Source organism: Nitrospira tepida, assembly GCF_947241125.1.
Classification (GTDB): Bacteria; Nitrospirota; Nitrospiria; order Nitrospirales; family Nitrospiraceae; genus Nitrospira_G; species Nitrospira_G tepida.
Genome location: NZ_OX365700.1, coordinates 4,438,050 through 4,462,869 on the forward strand (window position 1 = coordinate 4,438,050; position 24,820 = coordinate 4,462,869).

Here is a 24,820-nt window from a genome sequence, read left to right on the forward strand (position 1 = left end):
ATCAGGCTCCCTCGCAACAGGCGTGATAGCGCTCTTCCGGCAGATCCTTCATCGCCTGGAAGATGTCGGCCCGCTCCTCCATGCTCATGATCTGATCGATGGCCGGATAAAGAATCCGCTCTTCTTTCATATTGTGCGAGGCCAACAGCTCGACCAGTTGACGCTCTTCCTCCTCCGTGCCGATATTGCCCGCCTGGACCTTCTCGTGAATGGCGTGCAACAGGTCTGCGATCCGCCGATGCTCCAGCCGCATGACTTGCGTCGGGCCTCCGCCCGTCATGCCGCTCTTCCGTTCCCACAGGGGAAACAACAGCTCCTCTTCCCAGATGATATGCCGCTTAAGGCCGGTCAGAACCCGTTTGAACGAGTCCTTAGCCGCCTGAACATGTGTCTGCTTCAGGCTGCGATACTGTTCCAGCGCCCGGTCGAGTTCCTGATGGTCGTGCTGAAACACAGACACGATGGTCTGTTCGGTCATTGCTCACTCCTTCCTCGGGGTTCGCGATAGATCCGATGGCGAACTCGGACGGCACGTCACGCCGGCCTCGCGCGACAGGTTCGCCCCTGATGCCGATCGCCTATCCACGGCGGTCGTCAACGGTCGGAGCGTCCGAGGCCACTGGACCGGTCTGAGAGATGGACAGAAACGGCGCAAACGTCCTGATATACGCAATGACATCCATCATCTCGGTGTCGTTCAAACGCCCCCTCCATCCATGCATCGGACTGAACAGCACGCCGTTGGAAATCGCGATGAGCAGCTCGAAGTCGGTCTTGGCCCTGGACTTGGCCGACTGAAAATTGGCAGGCGGCACGACCAGATCGGTCGCGTCCGGCCCAAGGCCATCTCCCGAAGCCCCGTGGCAGCGAAGACAATGTTTTTCGTACACGGCCTGCCCGTTCTTTGGATTGCCCCGTACCTCCTGCGCCAGCAGCCAGGAACCGGTGAAGACCATGAGCACGACTCCGAGGACGACCATGCGGTGTTTCTTCATGGACACACTCCTTCCCGAAAGAGCGGCAATGACAGCTCGTTGAGCATCACGGCGGGCAACATTCACCGCCCGGAGCGGCGGTTTCCTGTCCGGCATCCGATCCCATGCTTCCGCGCGCCCCTCTGTGGCCCATCCCCTCCGGCTGACCTCCGCCACGGCGCGGCCCGTGGCCGCCGGAAAACGTTCGTTCATACTGAATGAGGCTCCAGATCTCCTCGTCGGTCAGCGCACCACCGAACGGAATCATGCCGGTGCCGGGCGATCCGTTCTTAATGACCCAGAAGATCTCCCCCTCGCTGCGGTGCCGCCAGAACCCCCGATGATGGAAATTGCGCGGAGGCGGATTGAGCGTCGCCCCTGCCGGACCATCTCCCCGCCCGGACAGTCCATGACAGGTGAAGCAAGTGCCCTTGCCCTCATACAGAGCCTTGCCCCTCTCGACCGCCTCGGCCGAGTCGGGAAGCGGGCTCGTAAGCGCGCGAGCCTCAGCGAGCTTGTCCGCCGGCACACGCGGGCCCATCATGCCTTCTATCCCTCGCATTCCCTGCCCTTCCGCGGCCACAATCGGCAGGGCCATGCAGGCGGTCAATCCGATTGCAAGCCACAGGCCCTTCTTCATGCACAGACTCCCTTTCTATTGCGCGCGAGCACGGCTCGCGATCTCCCGTCTTCGCTACTCAAACGACACGCCGAGGCCGATCCAGGCCCGCAGGAGATCATGTCTGGTCACTGAATAGGCGACCTTGCCGTCCTTCTTGACCGGCAGATTGAGCAGGCGCTTTTCTTCCATGAGCTTCACCGCCTGATCGATCGTGGTATCGTCGGTCACGGCAATACGATCCTTTGCCATCACGTCTTCGGCCGTCAGCTTGTTCAGGTCCTTCCCGGCTTCCAGCGCCCGCAGGATGTCAAACTCGCTGACGAAGCCGATGAACTCACCCTTCTCGTCCACCACCGGCGCACCGGGAATGTGGTCCGTCAGCAGCTCCACCGCGACGGCGAGCGCGTTCTGCTTGCGATTGATGACCAAATCGTTGGTAGCATGGATCTGCCCCACCGTCTTGAATCCCCCGACCGGCACACCTGGCCTGATTTCCGTAGGCATAGCGTCCTCCATCCCAACCTTTGGTTGAACCGGCGGCTTTTCTTCGTCGTATCGAAGCTGACGCCGCCGGAGAAACACCTCAGATGACTCTTGTTTCTTCTCTACACCACCTTTGGTTGAACGGCCGCCCTTTCGATGGCTCTTGGCGGCCGGAGAAAACCCAGCAGTGATCCTGCTTCTTCTATGAGATCACACTCTTGCCAGGACCATGCCATTAGCAAGGTTCCAATGCGAGCCAGAAATCGTGAAGGATCGAAAGGTTGAGTGTGCGAGGAGTGAATGGCTTAGGGAGGGTCTTGGCGAGAAAATCCACAGGCCGGGCCGGAGGTCTGGTGCAAAATGCGACGGGCGATGACGCACACGTGGCCTTTCCGCCTTGCCTGCGCGTTCGTGGCATGAACGCGCTGCGCCACGCCGTTCGTGGCAGGACACCGCTCCCATCAGGAAACCGTCAGAAGGCGACGCTGCGGTCGCGCTCGGCCACGGCCCTAATATAGTCCGGCATGCCCTTGATCGTGGCGCCGGAGACCAAGTCTCCCGGTCCGATCTGCCTAGCCACCGCACAGGCGCCGCAGACCCAGATCGGCACGTCGGCCGCTTGAATCGCGGCCAGGAGATCCTTTACGGGCGTCAGATTCACCCCAGTCACGTGATCGGCTGTGCCCTTGCGACCGAGCGTAACCGCTTCATTCCAGAGCCAGAGGATCACGTCGTGTCCCTGCTCCTTTGCGGTTTTGGCCGCCATGAAGGGCAGGGTCGCCATCGTAGGATCGTCGGTGCCGCGGCTGCCGGAAACAATGAACGTCGCCATATCATGATCCCCCTTCTTCGCTGGCATAGGTCAGTGGTGATTCCGCGACCCTGCCGGTCGCAGAGCCGAGCCGCAATATGGATTCCAGATGTTTCAGACTGGGAGGCGCTCCGAGGACGATCAAGCGATCGCCTTCGCCAAGACGAACCGTCGCACCGGGATTGAACTCCATGTGCCCGGACTTCCGCTTCACGGCGACGATGATCAACCCTCGATCATGGTTGAGCCCGCAGTCGTGAGGAGCCTTGCCGTCCAACGGCGAACCCTGTTCGATGGCAAACTCTTCGATCTGCAAATCGAGGTGTTCGCTTTGCGTCGCCAATTCCAGAAAATCAAGCACCGCCGGCCGGATGAGCGCCTGCGCGATCTCCATCCCGCCGCTGATATTGGGCGACGAGACCCGGTTCGCTCCGGCCCGTAGCAGCTTGCGCTCCGATCCTTCATCGCCGGCCCGCGCGACGATGTACAGATCCTTGTTCAGGCCTCGCGCCGTCAACACGATATAGAGATTTTCGAGATCGGAATTGACCACGGAGACCAGCCCCTTCGCGCGCTGGACCCCGGCCTGCGTCAGCACCTCATCCCTCGTCGCGTCGCCTTCCATCGCCACCGCCACCATGCCGTCCCGCTGCAATTGCGCGGCGATCTCCGGATTCTTTTCGATCACCACGAAGGGCAGCGCCTTGGAATTCAGTTCCTTGCCGATGCGCCGTCCCATCTGGCCCCCGCCGCAGATGATGTAATGATTCTTCAACGCCCGCATGCGTCCTCCCACTCGGTATTGCCCCAGCAGGACACGAAGTTCGCCTTCAATCGCCAGCCGCGCGAGGTTGCTCAGCACATAGAACAACGTGCCGACCCCGCTGATGATGAGCACCACGGTGAACCCGCGGCCGGCCCGGGATAATTCGTGCACCTCCCGGAATCCCACCGTCGTCACCGTCGTGACGGTCATGTAGAGGGCGTCGAAGGCCGACCAGCCTTCGATCGCCACATAGCCGGCCGTCCCGCTCGCGATGACGGCCAGCACGGACAGGAACGACAGGACCAGGTGCCGGAGAAGGCTCGATTGGGGCGCGGTCGCGATCATGATGAGCCGACACGTCAATCCAATGCGCGGAGCCAGGCCTGGATATCGGCGATCTCCTGAGGCTTGAGCGCCGTGCCCCAAGCCGGCATCGCGCCGCGCCCGTGCACCACTGTGTCCCAAAACCGCTCGTCCTCGCCTAGAATCGGATTGCCGGCAAGCTTGGGACCTGCGCCGCCGGCGGCCTTGGCGCCGTGGCAGGCTTGGCAATTGACCGCAAACAGGCCCGCCCCTCGCTTGGCGTTGCCGGGCAGGTGTTCGGCCATCATCTGACCGTCCTCTTCGAATCGAAAGGGAATCGCCTCGTGCTGTTCATCCGGCAGATGATCAGGGGCGGTCGCATGGTAGCGGCCTGCTAAATACTCCACGAGCAGTCCTGCCTCCTCTTCCGACAGCTCCGCGCCCCAATGCCGCATCTTGGCGACGGTCGCTTCCCAAGCCGGGCGAGCGAGGCGCTGCTGGACGATCAGATCCGTGCTATGGCAGACGGCGCAGCGAGCGATGAGGAGTCCTTCGGCCTGGCGCATCCCCGCCGTCGCGATGGAAGGGGCCTGCGCAAGACCGGCCCTCAGCCACGTGGACAGGACGAGCAGGCATCCGATGAACAGGGCGCCGATCGCGACCCACACGATCCGCTTCCGGCGCGGCCTCGCTAGGTTGTGATGGTCACCGTGACCCGATCCCATCCGTTCCACAAAAACCCTCCAGGATTCCACGGTGACCGTTCAGGCTGTACATGGCCCAGGCTATCGGTCGCGCGAGAGAGAAGAGTGGCGGTCCCGCCGGTTGTCGGTTCCCAGCGATAGTCCCAGCGCCGCCAAGCATAGAGCATGTCTTCACCCAGCAGCCGGGCTTGGTGCCAAGTCTTGCCCCCGTCCGACGAAACCTCTACTCGCGCGACGCGCCCTTCTCCGGTCCAGGCCACGCCCTCGACGAGGACCGGGCCGATTGGGAGCGACGCACCTTCCGATGGACTCACGATCAGGGATTTCACCACCATGGCTTCAACCGGGCGCATCTGCTCGTGCGGCACCGCGGCCCCCGGCTCGACCGGCTGGATCGGGTGTCGATAGGCCGTTTGCATGTAATAGCCCTCCGCCTCCCGCTCCTGAACCGTCAGCGCGGTGAGCCACTTGGTACAGGCATCGGCCATCCAGCCTGGCGCAATTAACCGCAACGGACCCCCGTGCAGCAACGGCAATGGCTCCCCGTTCATGCGGTACACCAGCAACGTGTCCGGATGCAGGGCTTTCGCCAAGGGGATGCTCCGGATGAAGAGCGGCGTCTTATCGGACACCGGCCGGTCGGCCCCTTCCAACTGCACATGCCGGACGCCTGCCCGTTGCACGCCCGCCCGTTGCAGCACATCGGTGAGGCGCACGCCGGTCCATTGCGCGTTTCCGACTGCTCCCCGTTCCCACTGGACTCCGGGGGCGCGCGGGTGATGGAAGGCCCGCCCGTTGCCGCTGCATTGCAGCACCGCCGTGATCGTGACCTCTTCGAACTGTTTCACATCGGCCAGGCTCAGAATCAGCGGTCGATCGACGAGACCAGCCACGGTCAAGCGCCAACGTGCCGGATCCACCGACTCGGCAGGAGGCGGACCAAAATGGCTGCGGACGAAGAAAGACTTCGTGGGCGTGATCCATTCCCGGAAGGAGGAGACCTGGGTTTCCGCGTCGTACGGCCGACTCACCCTCGTGCGAAGCCGGTCTTGGCCTGCCGGATTTCCACCGTCTCCGGTCTGCGCCTCCTCGGCCCAAGCCGGGCCGAGCAGATCTTGCGGCCGCACGGCTGCGGCCAGGGCGGCGGAGGCGGCCAGTTGCAACATCCGCCGCCGCGAGATGCGATGCATCGACATTGTCGCGCCTCCTCCGACGATCAGGGTTTGGCCAGCGAACGGATGTAGTGGATCAACTGCCACACTTCGTCATCCGACAGGTTACCGAAGGCCATCATCCCGGTCCCCGGCGATCCGTTCTTGATCACCCAGAACAGTTGCCCGTCGGAAAGGTGCTTCATCGTCTGGCCGCAGGTAAAGTTCCTGGGCGGCGGCTGAAAGGCCATGCCCATGACGCCCGCGCCGTCCCCCTTTCCCCCGTGGCAATTCATGCAGGCGAGCGGCTTCGCGGTTTCCTGGAACAGCAGCTTCCCGGCCTTCACGGCCTGCGGTGAGGCAGGCACCGGGTTCGTCATCGACAAAAACTGTTCCGGGGCTTTTTGCGTGTTGCGTGGCTGCGGACAGACGCCCAAGGCGCCATCGCCCGCCGGCGCTTGCGTGACCGCTTCCCCGCCCTTGAACGTTTCACGCAGGTAGGCGATGACATCGGCCACGCCCTGTTGTCCGATGGTGAGGCCCCAATAGGGCATCGTCGCCGCTTTCCCCACGCTCCGCCCTCCATAGTAGATCACGTTGTACAGATACTCCGTCGGCAGCTTGTCGAACGCCATGTTGGCATGAACCGCCGGCTTCGGATTCAACCCCGGCGCAGCCGGCCCGTCGCCTTTTCCCGCGGCCCCGTGACATTGCGCGCAATACTCCTTATAGATCACTTTCCCGCGGTCCACATTGGGATGGCCGAACGGTTCGCTGGTCCAGGGTTCATAATACGGAAAGTCGTCCCATCCTCTGGTCGCGATGAAGCCCGTGACGTAGCGCAGCCCCAACTCGCTCACGTCGCCGACAAATTCGCCGCTGTGCGGCACATAGTCCGGAGGATTGGAGTTGAACCGGTAGATCCAATCGGCCTTGAGCCGCCTCCCCGCGTTCGCCAGCGACGTGCTTTGCAACCCTCCGACGGTTTTGCCGCCCTCCTGAATCTGGTGACAGCCGATGCAGGCATGCTCTTTGAAAATGGCTTCGCCGAAGGCGGCCTCCTGCTTGCTGAACGTGGCCATGTCGATGGCGCCGGGCTTGATCTTGGGGTCCGTCAAATTGGTCTCAAGATACTCCGCCATCGCCTCCGCCTCGGCCTGAGGCAACGCCATGTGCGGTTGCCGAGCCTCCGGTTGATCCCACCGGTAGCCGGACGTATAGACCGGCGGCTCTTTTCCCGCCAGCCACCCGACCAGCCACTCGTGTTTGAATTTGCTGCCGACCCCGATGAGATCCGGCGCTTTTTTTTCCAGACGGGAGGCCGGCGCTCCCTCCAGACGATGGCAGCCAGCGCAGGTGGTCTTGAGCACCGACTCGATCCGGGACCGGTCGTCCGCCAGCAAGGATCTCGACGCCAGGCTTAATCCGATGACGAGCACCGCCACGCCCATGATCACCCAGGCGCGCATCCGCCGTCTTCCGGGCACTACGTCGTCCATCACACTCTCCCTCCGTTTTTGGATTCGGTTGCACTTCCGTTGCCTCTGTAGGCCAGGGCGACATCACGCTGCCGTGCGGTCTTTCGCGACCAGACTGATGTCCACCCTGGGCGGAACCACCAGAGATTGGTGCACCGTACAGGCATGGGCCACTCGTAAGAGTCGTTCTTCTTGCGAAGGATTCATCGAGGCCGGCACATGGATTCGCACCGCCACTTTCCCGACCCGATGCGGCTGTTCGGCCATCTCATATTCCACGTCCAACACCAGCCCTTCGGACTCAATATTGTGACGAGCGCAATACCGCGCGACGAAATAGGCGATACAGCCTGCAAGCGAGCCGATGAACAGCTCCACCGGGCTCATCCCCGCGTCCGTGCCGCCGTCTTCCCGCGGCTGGTCGGTCACGACCATGTGCGCATTGCTGTGAATATGGAACTTCGTGCCTCCGCGATAGCTGACCGTGAGATTCATACCGCCTCCTGTTCCCTCCGAGGCGCGCATTGTGCTGCATGGCCTTCCCCGCCTTCCGTCGTGCCGTTCACGCATGGCGCAAGGCGGACACTCGGTTGGGTCCGACACCATTACTTGCGATAGGTATGCCATGTCCCAAGGCTCCGTTCTCTGCCAAGGGCGGTTCGGCATGACGGATTTTTGAGGAGATACGCAGTCAGCCGCTACGGACTTGAAGACAAAGGCGACAGGCGGCCTGGTCTCCCTGTCGCCCTATGCCACAGAAGCCGGGATTCGTGCCTGGATAGGTGGGCATTAGAATTGATAGAGGCCGCCGATGGAAAAGATCGAATCCTGGAAGTCCCGGTCGATATTGGTCGACGTCCGCTGGGTCCGTTGAAAACTGGCCGTGAGGGCCGCTCGCGAGCTGAGGTGGTAGCGCAGCTCGGCCCAGCCCTGATGGGTCTGATCAAACCGGCCGACGTGAGGATCTCCGGCGATGCCGCTGGTGAAGTCCTTGCGGAGATGCAGATACATGAGGCTCAGCGTGAGCTTGGGCAGGAGGCGAAACTCCACGCCCGCCGAGAGCAGGTGGAGAACATAGGACACGTCGTCCTGGAATTGCGGTTCGTCGCGGCCCTCGGCCAAGCCTCGCTCGTAGAGATACCCCAGGGCCACGGTCGCCCAGGAGGCTGCCCGATAGCTGACCTGCGGCCCGGCCGCATAGAAGTGCGTGTCCCGCTCGGCGAACGCGTCGTTATAGAAGCGCAGCCCGAAACGGCCGATCAGCGTCGCCGTCCATCGCTCGGTCAGTCGATGCTCCACTTCCATCCGCCACCGGTGGGACGTCACTCGCTCCTCTTGAATGGCCCGTTGGCCGGATCGACGCTCGAAGTTGGGGCCCAAGAACAGATTCGGCACGTAGCGGTAGCGGAAGAGGAGCGAGGTTGAGTCGTTGAGCCACTGGCGGCCCTGGATGCGATACTCCCCGTGGTTGAAGATCGGTTTGTCCGTGAAGATGAAGCCGACGGCTTTCATGGACAACTCGTTGGCGCCCCACCGATTGGAGGAGGTACGCACCGCCTCCACCATCGGCTCCCAGACCACATCCTGCGGTTTCTCCAAGGGGACGATGGTCGGTTGCGTCGGATCTTCGCTGAGCGCGAGCCGCCGGGAAGCGGAAAATTGAAACGCGTCGGTCGTGTAACTGACCTTTTGGCCGGCGTTCAGCGACCACTCGGCCCGAGCCATGGGAGGCAGGATGGCATCGAGGACGAGGACCAGCGTGATGAGACGGCCAACGGCGCTCCATCGGCTTGTCGTTGGCATCATCGAAGCAGGCGACCAACTGGCAGGGAGCAACGGCGGGCGGTTCCGCGCGATTTACTTCACGGAAACCGCCCGTTCTCGGTCATGGCGTCACTTCCGGACGGCGATCCCGTGCGTATCGGCGGTTTCCTTGCCGTCCTTCATATTGCTGATCGCCGCCTGCCCCTTGTAATGGCCGACCTTGCCGCCGCCATCGACATGGATCACCCCGACGCCCGGGATCGTCCCCTTGGCATTGTTGACCGTCTTGTCGTTTCCGGTCAGCGGATTGGGACCGCGCAGGCCGACGAACACATACTGCCCGTCCGGCGAGGCGTCCATCAGATCCGGAGCCGGATCTGCGTTCGCCTCCGTCACGAGATTCACCGACCCAACGCTCAGGTTGGTCAGCGTGTCAATGATTTCGATGTCGTTGCCGGCGCGGTCGGCGCTCCAGAGGTACCGGCCCACGGCCGCCATGCCGTGCGAATCGGCAAATTTCTGGTCCCGCTGCGAGACGAGCTTGGCCGATACGGATTTGGGCAGCGACGACAGGTCCACCGCATAGACGTCGTAAGACAGGGGAGCGATCGGCCATCCCCCGCCCGAGTTGATGTAGAGAGTATCGCCGACCTGAATGCCGCCGCATCCGGCCGGATGAATCTGGTTGTTGTCCAACATGGTCACGACCGCCATCGGCGTGGCGGTCACATCGACGACCAACAGCCCGCCTCCGCGCAGCGTGATGAACGCAAACCGGCTGGAGGCCTCGGTGATCGGGCAGATCGGCGCGTTGTCCGGCCGCTCGCCGCTCTCGAACGCCGCCAGGTTCAGCACATCCTTCTCGGGATCAAACCTGAATGTGTGCGCGGGGTAGTCGGTCCAGATCCGGATGAACTTTTTCTCGGCAATGTTCGCGGCGATCGCCATCTTCTGGTTGGGAGTGGGCCAGGCCGCATGCACGTTCTTCCCCATCAACAGGCAGGCCTCCGGCTTGCGGGTCTTCGCGTCCATGAAGAGCACCTGCCCGCTCAAGAACGACAGGATCGCATGGTCCTGGTCGCGGTTGAAGAACAGCATGTGCGGGCGGCGAAGCGGTTTCTTGGTCGATTCCTCGCAGAATCTGTTGATCTCTCCGGAGAGGTCGATGGTCGAGGCGGGCTTGGCCGAAACGGGATTGCTCGCAAGCTGCGCGCCATCGTAGATGTACAGGTATCCGCCGCTTTCCTTGCCCGTATCGGACTGATCGGTCAGCCAGACTTCATACGCGTCCGCCGCAACAGGCCGGCCGAAGGCGGACCACAGCAAGATGCCTACTCCAAGCACAGCGGTGAGCCATGAAACGGGCATGCCCGGCAAGCGGGGTCTGTCGTGTCGCCTGGACTGCATGGCTGGCCTCCTTTCGTGAGGGATCAGGGGGAGAGTCGCATTAAATTCTCTGCAATGCCGGCGTTTCATCGATGGGCGGCGCCCTCAGTCGGACGGTCGCCCGAAGGACCGGACATAGAGCAGCACCTGCCAAGCCTCCTCTTCCGTCAGCACGAGCGGAATGAATGGTGCCATATCGGTGCCCGGACTTCCATTCCGGAGAATCCAGAACAATTCGCCGTCCGTTCTCGTCTTCTGCCACACCCTGTCGGTGAAATTCCTCGGCAGCTTCCCGCGCAGGCCCGGAATGTCGCCGAGTCCCGTGCCGTCCCTGCCGTGACAGGTCACGCAGAAGGCCTTTCCGTGGAACAGCGCCTTTCCCTTCTCGATGTTGTCCGCCGTGGCCGGAAACGGATTCACCCAGGTTCGCGCCTGCTCGATCTGATCGGGAGGAACCCGAGGCTTGAGCACATCTTCATCGGCAGACCAGACCGGCGGCCCGAATCCAATCAGCATCAGGGCGCAGCAGGCGAGGACCATGTGCCTGTCGCGGAAGAAGCGTCGTGAGCGGCTCACGTCATGCGGCTTTCATGATGGGGGTCGGAGGAGCCGCCTGAAGGCCGGCCCCTCCTCACGATCATCGGCCGATGACTCGATCGGCCGGCCGTGCTCCACAACCGATCGGCAGACCCTACTCCGAGTGGCCGGGGAACTTGTGCCCCAGCGACTGCGGGAACGTCACGGTTCCGTCGGGAAATTCCTGCCCGTGCTGCCACAGGTGATAGATGACGCCGTCGGTCTTCGAAGCCGCCTCGGCCACGGCCTTGGCCTTGTCCTCGGGCATGTCAAGCACCTGGACGCGGCCGGTCGCGATCTCGACTTTGTGGTCATGGAAGTAGCGATGCCATTGGATGGGGGGAAGCTTGCGGGACAGATCCTTGGCGACAAAGTATTCGATGCCGACCAGTTTGGCCTTGGGGTCGGTCGATTCGAAGAGGAGACATTGGAGGATCTGGTCGGAAATCCCCTTGCAATAGTGGTGGTAAGGCCCGCCCGGCGTGCCGTCCGGCATCATATGGGGCGCCTGCACGTGAATATCGTAACCTGCGGCCGGCGATGAGGCTTCCGCGCCCATGGCCGGCATCGCCAGCCCTCCCCATGCCAGCATCGCGAACACTCCGACCCATACATGACCCTGCTTGCCTGCTCTCATGACGGCCTCCTTAAGAGATGAGTGAAGGTGATGGTGCAGTCGCGAACGGCGGTGGAACGAGACCGTCCGCTTCGAGATGTGAGTCCTTCCGCGCAGAAAGGATTCACAAACAGCTTCACGCCTTCTTACGATTGTCGCTTGAGGCTCAACATATAGCTGGTCAGGTCGTTGAGTTGGGCCTCGGTCAGGGGAAACTTCGGCATGAACGAGCCGGGGGACACTGAGGCGGGATCGCGGAAATGCCGGAGGTGCCACTCCCGGTCCGGCCGCTCGTCTCCGACAAACGACAGATCCGGCGCCACCGCTGCGCCCTCCCCGTGAATGCGATGGCAGCCGCTGCACCCGAACTGCGCGTAGAGTTCTTTCCCGCGCGCGACCTCCGGATCGACATGGGGGACTGCGTAGAGATCCCGCAGCGAGATGCCGAGCAGCACGAAGACGACCGCCAGAAAGGCCGCCCCGGTCCCGAGCGCCATCGGCCGCCTGGTCGGGTTGCGGACCGGATTCCGGTCGATGAAGGGCCAGAGAAAGAGAATCAGCATGAACAGCGCCGGCAAGACCCAGGTGGCCAGCGGCTCCAGCGGACCGTGGACGTATTTCAACAGTTGGTAATAGAACAGGAAATACCACTCCGGCACCGGGACGAAGCTCGTGTCGGCGGGGTTGGCCTTGTCGGCCAGCGGGAACGGCACCATCGCCGCGAGGAGCGCCAGCACGGCAAAAACCCCCAGCATCACCACCGCGTCCATGAAGACCTGCCGGGGATAAAAGGTCTCGTGGCTGAGGGTGGCGCGCTCGTCCGTCCAGGGCCCGGCCGGGCCCACCCGGCGGAGAATGAACAGATGCAACATGATGCCGGCGATCAACAGCGAAGGCAGAAACAGGACATGGACGGCGAAAAACCTCGACAGGGTCAGGGCGCCCAACGTTTCCCCGCCGCGCAGGACCCGCACCAGCAGATCCCCGACGAGCGGCACGGTTCCCGCCATATTGATTCCCACCTGCGTGGCCCAGTAGGCGTTTTGGTCCCAGGGGAGCAGATAGCCGGTAAAGGCAAAGCCCATCGTGATGAGAAAGAGCACGACGCCTGCGATCCACATCATCTCGCGCGGCGGCTTGTAGGCGCCGTACAGGAACACTTGCAGCATGTGCAGGCCGATCGCAATGACCATGGCTGAGGCGCCCCAATGGTGCAGGCCTCGCACGAAGCCGCCGAACCACAGCTCTTGCTCGATGAACTGGACGCTGTCGTAGGCATGGTCCGGGGTGGGGGCATAATAGACGGCTAGGAACATGCCCGTCAGAGCCTGCGTGAGGAACAGAAACAGCGTCGCGGAGCCGAAGACGTAGATCCAACTCGCGCCGCCGGGAATGGGCTCGTCGAGCAGGGTTTTTTGGATGGGTTTCAGTTTGAGCCGGCTGTCGAGCCAGTTGTAGAGTCGGGAAGCCATTCGAGACTCAAAATGTGAAATGAGGAATGACGAATGAGAAATTGTTCACGCACGGGAAACTATTCAGTTCTACCCACTAAACATTCCACATTTCACATTCCTCTATAATTCCACTTTTTTCGGCAGTCCCGCTTTAAATTCTTTGTACATGACCAGCAGGCGCCCGTTTTCCACCTTGGACGGTAACTCGTCCAGCGGGCGGGGGGCTGGACCGCCCAGCACCGCTCCATCCATCGCAAAGACGCTGCCATGGCAGGGGCACTTGAAGTTCCGATCCGCGCCGTCCCAGTTGAAGCCGCATCCGAGATGGGTACAGATCGGTGAAAACACCGTGACCTGCCCGTCCTGACGTTTGACCGCCCAGACCCCCTTGTGAACCGCGGTGGTCCTCCACCCTTCCTTCACCGTCTGCTTGTAATCGAGCTGCGCCGGCTTGCCGATGGGCAGGTCATCGACTCCCCCGACATCCACCCAGGATTGGGCTCTCCGCTGAAAGGCCGGAGCAATCAGAAATCCGATCAAGGGCACGCCCAACCCGAGCGCAATGATGGAGGCGGCCGCGCCGGTAGCCCACTGGAAAAATCTGCGTCTCGTGCCGATCGGCGTGGAGAATCCGGACGTCTGATGGTCGGACGATTCCATGTTCATGGCCGCTCAGATGAAATGCGCAGGTCCCAGGGCTGGGGTCAACTAACTATGTACAATCAACGCCGCTCCAATGCAACCGGCGAATTTCGTCCCACCCTCTGATTGAAGCTGAGAGAAGCCGAGCCGTCGTATTCACGACCGACAACGGCCTCTCGCCTTCACCCGATCGTGCAGCGGCGTTAGGTTTTCGGCAACGAGCTATTCTCTGACAATGATGCCGCACGCGATGCGCGGACCGCCTGGCGCGTCTTTGGTGGGAGGGTCCGGCAGGTACCGGTCTTCAAGTTCGTGCACGATGAACGCACTCCCGTCCTTGTCGAAGAGCGACGTGAGGCCGGGAGAGATCGCAACCCGACTCGTGAGAGTGTACAGGGAGCCCTTTCGGTCCTGATCCACGAACAGGTTCGGAAGATCGCCCAGGTGATAGGGATGGTTCCCGAGTCCCGGACTGACGTTGGCGTCCGGATTCACCTGGGGATCAATGTTGCCGTCGAAATGCCCTTTGGCGGCGCTGAATGGATCACAGGCGCCGGTCTCGTGAATATGGATCGCATGGCGGCCTGGCGTGAGCTTGCTCTCCGGCGTCCCCTGGAGGCTCACCCTGATTCGGACCCGGCCCTCGTACTCCTCCTCCAGTCTGGCTTCTCCCGAAATCCCGGGACCGGTGATGGAAGCCTTGGCCTTCAATTCGTTCGCCAACTTGCCGGTGTGGGGATGGCTGCACCCAACCCACGTCAACGCCAGGCCGATACCGACCGAGATCTGCACAAGGTACGAGAAGGCTCTCGATCTCGCCATGTCATTTCCTCCTGATCTTCGATGGAATGCTTCGCTATGCCCGACGATCACCCGGTCCGTTCGAGCTTCCCCATGCCCATGGCGCTGAGGATGGCCTTCTCGTAGAACGGCTCGCTCACGCCTTTTTTCATCTTGTGGAGGAAGTATTTCTCCAGCCCGATCTTGGCCAGGTGCACCCATTTGCCCTTCTTGGCCCAGGTGACGTTGCGAGGCGCCATTTGCGGAAGCGCCACGAAGGCCATGCCGGTGTCGCCCATATCGGCAAGGCAGATCGCGTTCCAGGTCGCGGTCTCCCGCTTGGGATTGTTTTCGAGATCGGCCTTGATGTTGTGGACGGCCGCCGACACCATCGACTCGATCATGTAGCCGGTCTTGGGCGCCCCGGTGGGGACGGGCGTCTGCTCCACCGGCGGGATCGCGACACAGACCCCGACCGCATAGATGTTCTTGTATTTCGGATTGGCTTGGTAGGAATCGATATTGACGAACCCTTTGGGATTGCAGAGGCCGGCGGTGCCGGCGACCGCATCCACTCCCGTGAACGGCGGGATGAACATCGAGTAGCGGAACGGGACCTCCTGCCCGTCCTCCAACAGCACCTTTCCCGGCTGGACCTCTTTGATGGCGGTATTCGCCAGCGGTTTGATCGAGTGTTCCGCGAACTCGTCCTCCATCAAACGCCGGGATTTCCCCACCCCGGCCAATCCCATATGTCCGATGTAGGGTTCCGGCGTAACGAAATAGATCGGCACCTTGCGCCGAAGCTTCCGCTTCCGGAGATCCGCGTCGAGGATGAACGCCATTTCATAGGCGGGTCCGAAGCAGGAGGCGCCTTGCGCCGCCCCGACGACGACCGGACCGGGGTCCTTAAGGAAGGACTGATAGACTCCCCAGGCCTGTTCGGCATGGTCCACCGTGCAGACCGATTGGGTGTGGCCGCTGGGCCCCAACCCCGGCACCGCCGGAAAATTCAGCTTCGGACCGGTGGCGATGATGAGGTAGTCATAGGGCACATCGCCCTTCGCCGTCACGACCCGGTTCTGTTCCGGCTCGATCCGCTCCGCCGCCGCATGGATGAACTCGATGCCCTTCTTCTCCAGCACCGGCGCCAGCGGAAAACTGATGTCCTTCCGTTTTCGCCATCCGACCGCCACCCAGGGATTCGACGGGACGAAATGGAAATAATCGATATTGGAGATCACCGTGACCTGCTGCTGCTTGTCCAGCAGCAGCCGTGATTCATAGGCCGCCGGCAGCCCGCCGATCGACGCGCCCAGGATGACAATGCGTGCCATGGTTCCCCCCTTCGTCAGTACCCATCAATCATCAATCGTCAACCGTCACTCGGAGAGTCCGGAGTAGTCAGGCTGTTTACCGATTGACGAATGACCAGTGACGAATGACGGTATTTATTTTGGCTTCGTCGGGCAGGTATTGATCCCCAACAGGCTCCATGCCGGGCAGAAGCCGACCGCCCCGGTAATGAGCGCGATGGCTCCGACCGCATAACTGATCCACATGCCAGCCGGCGGAAGATCCGCAAGCGCGCCAAGCGCGATGAACGCCAACCCCAGCACCATTCGAATCGGCCGCTCGATTCCTCCTACGTTACAAGTCATGGCTATACCCCCTTTGCGCCAACCTTCGGTTGAGCCGGCGGGCGTCTGATCGCTGCCGCGGCACTGTGCCCGCGAGACCCAGCCGGTGGTGCATGCCCCGTTTGAGCAGCGCCCTGGATAAAGGATTCGCGCCACCCTTACTCCTCATTTCACCTTCTACCTTCCTACCGGGACGCGGCCAGCCGATAGAGTCCATGGCAGGTGGTGCAGCGTTTTGTGATGCTGGAAAGATCGCTGAGGATCTCGTCTCTGGACGCTCCCTGGGTCGCTCGTTCCGCCAGCCCGTCGAAGTCCTGGTGGACCGACATGCCCATCTGTTTGAACGGAAGCGGAAGCTTCGCCATCAGGACGGGATTCACGTCCGCCGCCATGTCCATTCCTGCGGTGCGGGCGGCCGTGGCGATCATGCGCGCGCCCTCCGCCGGGTCGCGCGCCCTGACTCCATCAAGGATGCCGTCCACGGCCTGGAGCAACTGCCGCATCTCGGCCAGGATCTGATCTCGTTCGGCCGGAGCCAGCAGCACCTCGGTACGGCCGTCGGTGGCCGACGCGGTCATCCCCCGCACAAACACCCATGCCAACAGGCCGACCCCCACGAGCCACAGCACAAGAGCCGCGACGCACAACCGGCTCAACGCAGCACCTCACTTCCTCAACGTCTCCACATAGGCGGCGACATCCGCGAGTTGCATCTCGGACAGTGGTCCTTTCCAGGCGGGCATCGCCGTGCCGGGACTGCCCTGCTCAATGACTCGGCGCAGATCGGCCCCGCTTTTCTTCCTGCTCGGCTGGCTCGTGAAGTCGGTCGCGGGAGGAATCAACGCCCGTCCGGTCGGCCCATCGCCTTTGCCTTGCGGCCCGTGACAGACCATACAGTGCTTGTCGAACAGCAGCTTGCCCTTTGCCGGATCGCCCGTTCCAGCCGCCTCAGCCAGGCCCGGCATCAGCAGCGCGATGACAACCAGCGCCGTCGTCCCCTTCATCGCCCTACCTTTCCTCACTTCAGTGTTTGCCCTCGCCCTTGTGCCCCTTGCCCTTGCCTTTGTCCTCCACATCGATCACGGCCCCGGAATCCGCATCGATGTGCACTTCCTTGATCATCTTGTCGTCCGTCACGATCTCGACTTCCCACACCGTCTTGTCATGTTTCTTTTCAAGTTCGGCCTCGATGACCTTGCCCGGCACCTTCTCGGAAGCAGTCTTCACGGCCTGATCGATCGTCACCTTGGCCGTCTCCGCCATTTCGACCTTGCTCTTATGCTTCTCTCCCTTCTTATCGGCGAGTGCTGTGCCGCCCAACACCAGCAAGAGGCCCGCCGCCATTGCCGCCGCCATCGCAATCTGTCTCATATGATTTCCTCCTTGTGTGTCGGAAGAGGACGAACACCTACACGATGGACTCCCGTTTTTCGCCCAGGCGTGACGAGTGCGATGATTGTGCCAATTGGGCGCCGCAGCGATCACCTCCCGAAGCGACCGTCAAGTGGTTGATTCTCAGTGCCTGAACATCAGAGTGCCGGCTGCCATTGCGGCCAAAGTCCCCAGCGAGATCTTGCCTTCTGGGGCGAGATGCCACAGACGACGTTAGCCCTCGGCGCACAGCACGCTTCGACTCGAAGGCCTTGATAACCTGCTGGTATAGGAGCAGACTGAATTGAAGTCCGAGGGAGTGAACGACTGGTCCAGACGGCGGTCACGATGTTCTTCGGCGGCAGGATCTGCGGTCACTGCGGCGTACCTCCCGATGTGACCCATCGGGCGTCCTATCTCAGGCTCTTGCCTGGTTGTCTCTACGCCGTCATCTGCGATCGGTGTCTGGCCTGGGCAAGGGAGAGCCCTGTTGAAGGAAGACCCCTCTCCGTATCATGAGCCGGGCAGAGCTCAAGCCGACGACGCACGTTCCCCTCTACAACACACGAGCCGCCATTGCGCCTATCGTGCGCCGCATAGAGCGATTCGCTTCATCCGGTGGTGATCATTGGAATCGTCCATCTCTTTCACCATGCACACAAGCGATGGCCCTAGCGCACCTCAAAGGATCATTTTACTTAGTGGCAGGATGGAAGGTGCCAGGTGGATCTGAACGTGCTCATCGTGGGCGGCGGCATCCACGGCGTGGGAATCCTGCATGACCTCGCCTCCCGCCGCATCGGGGGAGTTCACCTCGCTGAACGCGAACGGCTTGCCTCCGGCACATCAAGCCGAACGACCAAGCTCATGCACGGAGGTTTACGGTATCTCGCGCACCTGTCGCAATGGGGATTGGTCCGTGACGCGTTGAGGGAACGTGCGCTCCTCCTCAAGAATCTTCCTGAAGTCGTGCGTCCAATTCCGTTTGTCCTCCCTGTTTTTCGATCGGGCCGGCCCTCTTGGATGATTCGTCTTGGATTGCGCCTTTATGAGAGCTTGGCCACGACTGCCGATGACCTCCCTCGCGCGCGGCGACTTGGCCCTCACGAACTCGGTGAACTCGCGCCTTATCTCCATTCACACGTCCTTCAGCATGAGATAAGTACGGCATTCTTGTTCTATGAGGCTCAGATGCAGGACGATGTGATCGTCCGGCTTGCTGCGCGCGCCGCCGCTCGTCTCGGTGCCACCTATGCCGAAGAGACGTTCGTGGATCGCGTGGAGTGCGACGGCCAGGGGTTTCGTGTCCGGTTGGTCGATGCGCAGGGCGTGAACGAGGTCACCTGTCGCGTGCTCGTGAATGCCGCGGGAGCCTGGTGCAATGCGAATTTATTACGCTGGGGATTCCTTCCGCAGGTGACGTGCCTCCTCAACGTCGGCTCTCATCTCGTCCTCTCTCCCTCCGCCATCCCGGCGAACCCGGACCACTGTGCCGCCGCGGCCCTTCAACATGAGGATGGCCGCCTGGTCTTCTTCATCCCCTGGGCCGGACGATGGCTCCTCGGCACGACTGAATCCCAGCTTGAGGGGACGCCAGAGAAGTGGACCCACCCCCCAGGGGATCGTGAGTATCTGTTGAACATCGCGAAGCAGTATCTTGCCCTTGTTCACCCGGGCGAACAGGTGATCGAGGCCTTCTGCGGCATCAGGACCATTCCAATTGTGCGGCGGTCGGGACGCGCGAGCAGCAGAGTGACCTCCGGCTCATGGACTCAGGCTCCGTTCTCCTCACCGTTTTACGTTCGGAAGTGGAATCACGAGACAGCGAGCCTCTCGCGCAAGGCCGTGATCGATGAGTACCCCGGCCACAGGTTGGTTTCCATCTACGGTGGAAAATTCACGACCTACCGCGCACTCAGCGAAACAGTGGGAGACCGGATTGCGCAGTGGCTGGGGCAGGGTGGGGAGTGCGGCACCAAGGCCAGACAGGCTTGGTTTCTCGATGACCTCCAACCGGCTGAGGCGCACCTGTTTCGCTCGCAGGCCGAGTTGCGGCAAGGCCGGATCTCCGATTGGAATAGCGGGCGGGTTATTCGTCAACCGTCATTCGTCAATCGTGGGATCGCCTCCTCCGATTGACGGTTGACCATCGATGGATTTCGATAAGACGACGAAGCGGCGTCGGATCTAGCAAAGCTTGGTATGGGAACAAAGGCGAGAAGCATCACTGAAGGTGTCTCTCCGACGGCATCCATGAAGAGGGGCTTCGCCCGATGGGCCGCCGGCTCAAGGGAAGCTTAGTATGGCTTGCCGTTCAACCGAAGGTTGGTATAAAGGTGCGGCCATGAGTATCGCGAGGAAACTCAAAGCATATCTCGATCGCGAACACGTCCACTATGACGTCCTGCCTCACCCGGAAGCCTTTCGCGCGATTGAGATCGCCCGTGCGCTCCACGCCCCTGAGAAGGAACTGGCGAAGGTCGTGATAATGAAGGTGGACGCGAGATTTGTCATGACCGTGCTGCCGGCCGGTTGGCTCGTGGATCTCCACCGCCTCCGTGATGTCTTCCGGACCCATCACGTCCGATTAGCGACCGAGGAGGAGTTCAAAGATCTCTTCCCGGACTGCGAGTTGGGCGCCATGCCGCCGTTCGGAAACCTCTACGGGCTGGACGTATACGCTGATCGATCGCTCACAGAAGACGAACAGATCATCTTTCAGGCCGGCACCCATTCGGAAGCGATCCGCATGCGCTACATGGACTTCGCCTCACTGGTTTTTCCGGTCGTGGCGGAGTTCCATCAGTTACACTCAACGGTCCGGTGACCTACGGCGCCGCGTTTCCTCCGAGCGACGATTCGTCGCAGGCATACCCTCTGCGCGCCGTCCGTCATCGCCCGCCAGCCTCACGTGTGACCGGCCGCTTTCATCGGTTTGCTTCGAGAAGCTCTCCCGTTGCGGCATCCACGCTCATGTGGACCTCTTTTCCGTCCACAGAAAGCACATCCAGTTCCCACACGGCCATCTCTTGCGGTTTGTACTCAAGTTCGGCTCCCACCACGTTCCCCGGTACCTTTTCCGTGGCCGTTTTGATGGCCTGCTCAAGAGTCACCTTGGCTTGAGAAGCCAGTTTTGCTCTCTCCTTCTCTATGGGACCTCGTTCCTTTTCCGCAGCGGTGATGATACCCCGGAACCGTTGAGTGCTCCCTGAATGCTCCGCCTCCTTGCTGAAAACCGGCTCTCCGACGACCAATACTGCCCCTGCTAAGACCGTGATCCCTATTGCGTGAATCCTTATGGGTACTCCTTTGTTCATACCGGACCTCCTTCCCCATGTCAGCTTGTCGGCAGGTGACTTCCGGCTATCGGCAGCAGGGCGAACTGGTTTATCTCCATGCCATTCTTCAGCTTATGACCTGATCATCCCATTGTTCAATCGCCCGATCGGGTGAGCCGGTCGCAGGCTTCACGCGCAGAGGTCCGGCTCGCCATACCCCCGTCATTCCTCCTCACTCCTCACGGCTTGATATAACTCCACCCTTCTTCCTGAAGTTCCATCAATCGCACGATCGCCGGCACCGTCCGGTCCACCTGTTCGAGCAGGTCCTCTCGCGTGAGCCCCTGCGCTTTCATCGTGTTGGAACAGGCCGTCAACTCAACACCGTATTGCTGTTTCAACCGAGCCACCTCGCCGGCAAACCGGCTGCCCTTCTTCGCCAGCAACGACAGTCCCGGTCCATGCGCGACGACCTCGACCCTGAGAAAATCTGGGCCAAGAGCTTCATACAGGTTCGTGATGTTGTTAAGCAGTCCCTTCTGTATCTGCTCCTCGGCCGAATTGAGGTGGAACACGACGCGATGTCCCGAGTCCCTTGTCATCGGCATCTGAGCCTCCGTCACAGCCCCCTGAGAGAACAGGCCACCGACAATCGCCAGACCACCCGTCACTCGCCTCACAGTCTGGATAAGGCTCATCACCAAGCGCTCCTTTGCATCACGATTTCGGCGCGGCCAACGCGCCGGCCCGCGCGTCCTCCGCAGGGGTTTCGACCGCCGGCCGTTCGGCCAAGCGGTGCTGGCCCTTGTAAACCAGATAGTAGAGCACGGGAATGACGACGAGCGTCAACACGGTGGAGGCGCCCACCCCGAACAGCAACGAGACCGCCAGGCCCTGGAAGATCGGATCGAGCACGATGACGAAGGCGCCGACCATCAACGCGGCGGCGGTCAACAGGATCGGGCGCGTCCGGATCGCCCCCGCGCGGATCACCGCCTCGGCCAGCGACCGGCCCTCCTGTTCCTGAAGCTCGATGAAGTCCACGAGCAGGATCGAATTCCGCACGATGATCCCGGCCAGCGCGATGAAGCCGATCATGGAGGTCGCCGTGAAATAGGAGCCGGTGGCCCAATGGCCCGGCACGATGCCGATCAACGTGAGCGGGATCGGCGCCATGATGATCAGCGGCGTCACGAACGACTGGAATTGCCCCACGATCAGCAGATAGATCAGCAGCATGGCGACCGCGAACGCCAGCCCCATGTCGCGGAACGTTTCATAGGTGATGTGCCATTCGCCGTCCCATTTCACCGCCAGCCGTTGCTCGGACCAGGGGGCGGCCGCGTAGTACTGCTCGATCTCGTAGCCTTCGGCGGGACGGTAGTGCGCCAATTTCTCTCCCACTCCCAAGACACCGTAGACCGGGCTCTCCGCCTGTTCCGCGCCGGGTCCTCCGACATCGGCCACCACATAGACGACGGGCTTCTGATTTTTGTGGTAGATGGTTTTGTCCTCGACCGTCTCCTCCAGGCGCAAGAGCTCGGAGAGCGGCACCATCCCCCCGCCGGCCCGCCGGAGCGCGATCTCGCCGAAATGCTCCAGCCCGGTCCGTTCGGTCAGCGGCAGCCGCAACACGATCTGCACGGGGCTTTTCTCGTTCGGAATATGCACCAGGCCGATCTTGGCGCCCTCCATCGCCATGCGCAGCGTCTTCACGATGTCCTCCGACGGCACCCCGGCCAGCGCGGCCTTGGCCCGGTCCACCGTGAACACATACTTGACGAGATCCTGGCCGATCAGGTCATCCACATCCACGACGCCGGGGGTCGCCTCGAAGAGCGCCCGCAATTCCTTCGCGACCGCCCGCTGTCTCTCATAATCCGGGCCGTAGACTTCCGCCACCAACACCGACTGGACCGGAGGCCCCGGCGGCACCTCGACGATCTTCACGTTGGCCCCGAATTGGCGGCCGATCCGCTGGGCTTCGGGCCTCAACCGTTGCGCGATCTCATGGCTCTGGGCCGCCCGCTCGTCCTTCGACACGAGATTGATCTGGATATCCGCCTGGTGCGAGCCCTCCCGCAGGAAGTAATGCCGGACGAGCCCGTTGAAGTTGAACGGAGAGGCGGTCCCCACATAGGCCTGGTAGTCCCGCACCTCCGGCACCCGGCGGATGAACTGGGTCAAGGATTTGGCGACCCGCGCCGTTTCTTCCAAGGTCGTGCCTTCCGGCATGTCGATGACGAGTTGGAGTTCGCTCTTGTTGTCGAACGGCAACATCTTGACCGCCACATGGCGGGTATAGAACAGCGCGGATGATCCGAGCAGCAACACGACAATGCTCGCGAGCAGCGCGTAGGTGAGGAACGGCCGGCGGAGGAGCGGCGTGAAGAGGCGGTGATAGAAACGGTAGGTCCAGCCGCCCGTGTTCCCTTCGTGATCCAGGCCTGGCATGACGACCGTGGATCGGTAGCAGGCCTGGCAGAACCAGGGAATCACGACAAAGGCGACCAGCAGGGAAAAGAACATGGCGATGGAGGCGTTCACGGGAATGGGCCTCATATAGGGACCCATGAGGCCGGACACAAAGGCCATCGGCAACAGCGCCGCAATGACCGTGAAAGTGGCCAGGATGGTCGGGTTGCCGACCTCGTCCACGGCGTAGATCGCCGCCTCGCGGTGTGCACGGCGCCGGAGTTGCAAATGACGGTAGGTGTTCTCCACGACCACGATCGCGTCATCCACCAGAATGCCGATCGAGAAGATCAGCGCGAACAGGGTCACGCGGTTGATCGTGTAGCCGATCAACATCGAGGTGAACAGCGTGAGGGCCAGGGTCAACGGAATCGCGACTGAGACCACCAGCGCCGGCCGGGGTCCCAAGGCCAGCCCGAGAAACACGACCACGGCCACGACGGCGATGAGCAGATGCCACAGCAGCTCGTTGGCCTTCTCGTTCGCCGTCTCCCCATAGTCCCGCGTCACCGTCACCCGAACGTCCGCCGGAATGATCCGGCCATTCATTGCCTCGACGGTCCGGAGCACCTCGCGGGACACCTGCACGGCGTTGACGCCCCGCTGTTTGGCCACCGCGACGGTCACGGCAGGCAACTCGTGACTCGTTTCACGTTTCACGTTGAACGTTTCACGGGCGCTGGAAGCGCCAAGGCCGAACCACACATACTGGGTGACCTCTCCCGGCCCGTCGATCACATCGGCGACTTGGCGCAGATAGATCGGCCGGCCGTCACGCGCGCCGACGACGAGCGATTCGATGTCCTCGCGGGACCGAAGGAACCGGCCGGTTTCCAGGGCATATTCCCGGTTCTCGCTCTGGAATCGTCCTGACGGCAAGGCCAGGTTTTCCGCCCGGATCACCCCGGCCACCTCCAGCGGCGTGACCCCATAGGCCCTCATGCGGGCCTGGTCGATCTGCACCAGCACCTCGCGCGGCCGTCCGCCGACCAGAAATCCTCCGGACGTGCCCGGCACCTTCTTGACCTCTTCCAGCAGGTGTTCCGCCAACCGGCGCAGTTCGTCGTCGGCATAACGATCGCTCGATAGCGTGAACGTCACGATCGGGACGTCGTTGATGTCCCGCGGCTTGACCAGAAACGGTCCGGCCCCCGGCGGGAAGCTGTCCTGGTTGGACATCAGCTTGTCGTACAGGTCCACGAGGCTCTGTTCCATCGGCTCCCCGACATAGAAACGGACGATGATCAGCGCGCCGCCGGGCTTCGACATCGAATAGACGTACTCCACGCCCTTGATCTCGGAAATCTTCCGCTCGATCGGCTTGGTCAATTGCGCTTCGACGATCTGGGAGGAGGCGCCGGGAAACGGCAGGAACACGTCGGCCATCGGCACGATGATTTGCGGCTCTTCCTCGCGCGGAGTGAGGACGACCGCGAGCAGGCCCAACAGCAGCGACCCGAGTATGATGAGGGGGGTGAGTTTGCTCCCCAGGAAGAGCGAGGCCAGCCGCCCAGAGGGGCCGATACGAGAGGATTGCGTCATTGGT

General features: G+C 61.9%; 27 protein-coding genes. 2 read left to right on the forward strand and 25 right to left on the reverse strand.

Annotated features, from left to right (window positions below; genetic code table 11):
- Window position 1: 1 nt before the first annotated feature.
- From QWI75_RS21075 to QWI75_RS21180, 22 genes are all read right to left on the reverse strand, one after another.
- Window positions 2-478, reverse strand: a complete 477-nt coding sequence (locus QWI75_RS21075; RefSeq protein WP_289271340.1) for a hemerythrin domain-containing protein — start codon at window positions 476-478, stop codon at window positions 2-4.
- Window positions 479-578: 100 nt separating this feature from the next.
- Window positions 579-995 (reverse strand): c-type cytochrome, encoded by a 417-nt coding sequence (locus QWI75_RS21080; RefSeq protein ID WP_289271341.1) that lies wholly within the window; start codon window positions 993-995, stop codon window positions 579-581.
- Between the two features lie 46 nt (window positions 996-1,041).
- A complete protein-coding gene (locus tag QWI75_RS21085) occupies window positions 1,042-1,614 on the reverse strand; it encodes a c-type cytochrome (protein WP_289271342.1) in 573 nt (190 codons plus the stop codon).
- A 54-nt stretch (window positions 1,615-1,668) separates the two neighbouring features.
- On the reverse strand, window positions 1,669-2,100 hold the full coding sequence (locus QWI75_RS21090; RefSeq protein WP_289271343.1) for a CBS domain-containing protein: 432 nt from the start codon (window positions 2,098-2,100) through the stop codon (window positions 1,669-1,671).
- Between the two features lie 451 nt (window positions 2,101-2,551).
- Window positions 2,552-2,911 (reverse strand): DsrE family protein, encoded by a 360-nt coding sequence (locus QWI75_RS21095; protein WP_289271344.1) that lies wholly within the window; start codon window positions 2,909-2,911, stop codon window positions 2,552-2,554.
- 1 nt (window position 2,912) lies between these two features.
- Complete coding sequence (locus QWI75_RS21100; RefSeq protein ID WP_289271345.1) at window positions 2,913-4,001, reverse strand: potassium channel family protein; 1,089 nt, start codon at window positions 3,999-4,001, stop codon at window positions 2,913-2,915.
- A gap of 14 nt (window positions 4,002-4,015) precedes the next feature.
- Window positions 4,016-4,627, reverse strand: a complete 612-nt coding sequence (locus tag QWI75_RS21105) for a c-type cytochrome (RefSeq protein ID WP_289271346.1) — start codon at window positions 4,625-4,627, stop codon at window positions 4,016-4,018.
- A 23-nt stretch (window positions 4,628-4,650) separates the two neighbouring features.
- Window positions 4,651-5,859: a sulfite oxidase gene (locus tag QWI75_RS21110; protein ID WP_289271347.1), complete on the reverse strand. Its 1,209-nt coding sequence runs from the start codon at window positions 5,857-5,859 to the stop codon at window positions 4,651-4,653.
- A gap of 20 nt (window positions 5,860-5,879) precedes the next feature.
- Window positions 5,880-7,313, reverse strand: a complete 1,434-nt coding sequence (locus tag QWI75_RS21115; RefSeq protein WP_289271348.1) for a c-type cytochrome — start codon at window positions 7,311-7,313, stop codon at window positions 5,880-5,882.
- 63 nt (window positions 7,314-7,376) lie between these two features.
- Window positions 7,377-7,787: an OsmC family protein gene (locus QWI75_RS21120; protein ID WP_289271349.1), complete on the reverse strand. Its 411-nt coding sequence runs from the start codon at window positions 7,785-7,787 to the stop codon at window positions 7,377-7,379.
- Between the two features lie 294 nt (window positions 7,788-8,081).
- Window positions 8,082-9,098: an outer membrane beta-barrel protein gene (locus QWI75_RS21125; RefSeq protein ID WP_289271350.1), complete on the reverse strand. Its 1,017-nt coding sequence runs from the start codon at window positions 9,096-9,098 to the stop codon at window positions 8,082-8,084.
- Between the two features lie 87 nt (window positions 9,099-9,185).
- Window positions 9,186-10,463: a YncE family protein gene (locus tag QWI75_RS21130; RefSeq protein ID WP_289271351.1), complete on the reverse strand. Its 1,278-nt coding sequence runs from the start codon at window positions 10,461-10,463 to the stop codon at window positions 9,186-9,188.
- Window positions 10,464-10,547: 84 nt separating this feature from the next.
- Window positions 10,548-11,018 (reverse strand): c-type cytochrome, encoded by a 471-nt coding sequence (locus QWI75_RS21135; RefSeq protein WP_289271352.1) that lies wholly within the window; start codon window positions 11,016-11,018, stop codon window positions 10,548-10,550.
- A gap of 115 nt (window positions 11,019-11,133) precedes the next feature.
- Window positions 11,134-11,655, reverse strand: a complete 522-nt coding sequence (locus QWI75_RS21140) for a DUF1264 domain-containing protein (RefSeq protein ID WP_289271353.1) — start codon at window positions 11,653-11,655, stop codon at window positions 11,134-11,136.
- Window positions 11,656-11,780: 125 nt separating this feature from the next.
- The gene (locus tag QWI75_RS21145) at window positions 11,781-13,106 is read right to left on the reverse strand and encodes a cytochrome b N-terminal domain-containing protein (protein WP_289271354.1); all 1,326 of its coding nucleotides are present in this window, start codon (window positions 13,104-13,106) and stop codon (window positions 11,781-11,783) included.
- Window positions 13,107-13,208: 102 nt separating this feature from the next.
- The gene (locus QWI75_RS21150; RefSeq protein ID WP_289271355.1) at window positions 13,209-13,754 is read right to left on the reverse strand and encodes a QcrA and Rieske domain-containing protein; all 546 of its coding nucleotides are present in this window, start codon (window positions 13,752-13,754) and stop codon (window positions 13,209-13,211) included.
- 198 nt (window positions 13,755-13,952) lie between these two features.
- The gene (locus QWI75_RS21155) at window positions 13,953-14,552 is read right to left on the reverse strand and encodes a superoxide dismutase family protein (protein WP_289271356.1); all 600 of its coding nucleotides are present in this window, start codon (window positions 14,550-14,552) and stop codon (window positions 13,953-13,955) included.
- Between the two features lie 47 nt (window positions 14,553-14,599).
- Entirely contained in the window at window positions 14,600-15,847 is a 1,248-nt protein-coding gene (locus QWI75_RS21160; RefSeq protein WP_289271357.1) for an NAD(P)/FAD-dependent oxidoreductase, read from the reverse strand.
- 114 nt (window positions 15,848-15,961) lie between these two features.
- Window positions 15,962-16,171 (reverse strand): YgaP family membrane protein, encoded by a 210-nt coding sequence (locus QWI75_RS21165; RefSeq protein WP_289271358.1) that lies wholly within the window; start codon window positions 16,169-16,171, stop codon window positions 15,962-15,964.
- 164 nt (window positions 16,172-16,335) lie between these two features.
- Window positions 16,336-16,806, reverse strand: a complete 471-nt coding sequence (locus QWI75_RS21170; RefSeq protein ID WP_289271359.1) for a hypothetical protein — start codon at window positions 16,804-16,806, stop codon at window positions 16,336-16,338.
- Between the two features lie 9 nt (window positions 16,807-16,815).
- On the reverse strand, window positions 16,816-17,154 hold the full coding sequence (locus QWI75_RS21175) for a c-type cytochrome (protein WP_289271360.1): 339 nt from the start codon (window positions 17,152-17,154) through the stop codon (window positions 16,816-16,818).
- Window positions 17,155-17,173: 19 nt separating this feature from the next.
- Window positions 17,174-17,521 carry a PepSY domain-containing protein gene (locus tag QWI75_RS21180; protein ID WP_289271361.1) on the reverse strand — a complete coding sequence of 116 codons (348 nt, stop codon included), beginning with the start codon at window positions 17,519-17,521 and terminating at the stop codon, window positions 17,174-17,176.
- Between the two features lie 723 nt (window positions 17,522-18,244).
- On the opposite strand from QWI75_RS21180, the gene QWI75_RS21185 reads away from it, so the two are divergent.
- Together QWI75_RS21185 and QWI75_RS21190 are read left to right on the forward strand one after the other, a co-directional pair.
- A complete protein-coding gene (locus QWI75_RS21185; RefSeq protein WP_289271362.1) occupies window positions 18,245-19,660 on the forward strand; it encodes an FAD-dependent oxidoreductase in 1,416 nt (471 codons plus the stop codon).
- A 205-nt stretch (window positions 19,661-19,865) separates the two neighbouring features.
- A complete protein-coding gene (locus tag QWI75_RS21190; protein ID WP_289271363.1) occupies window positions 19,866-20,348 on the forward strand; it encodes an aminoacyl-tRNA deacylase in 483 nt (160 codons plus the stop codon).
- 100 nt (window positions 20,349-20,448) lie between these two features.
- On the opposite strand, the gene QWI75_RS21195 is transcribed toward QWI75_RS21190, so the two are convergent.
- The 3 genes from QWI75_RS21195 to QWI75_RS21205 form a co-directional block, all read right to left on the reverse strand.
- On the reverse strand, window positions 20,449-20,838 hold the full coding sequence (locus tag QWI75_RS21195; protein WP_289271364.1) for a PepSY domain-containing protein: 390 nt from the start codon (window positions 20,836-20,838) through the stop codon (window positions 20,449-20,451).
- 200 nt (window positions 20,839-21,038) lie between these two features.
- Window positions 21,039-21,407 (reverse strand): DsrE family protein, encoded by a 369-nt coding sequence (locus QWI75_RS21200; protein ID WP_289271365.1) that lies wholly within the window; start codon window positions 21,405-21,407, stop codon window positions 21,039-21,041.
- A gap of 109 nt (window positions 21,408-21,516) precedes the next feature.
- Window positions 21,517-24,816, reverse strand: a complete 3,300-nt coding sequence (locus QWI75_RS21205; RefSeq protein ID WP_289271366.1) for an efflux RND transporter permease subunit — start codon at window positions 24,814-24,816, stop codon at window positions 21,517-21,519.
- Window positions 24,817-24,820: the final 4 nt, after the last annotated feature.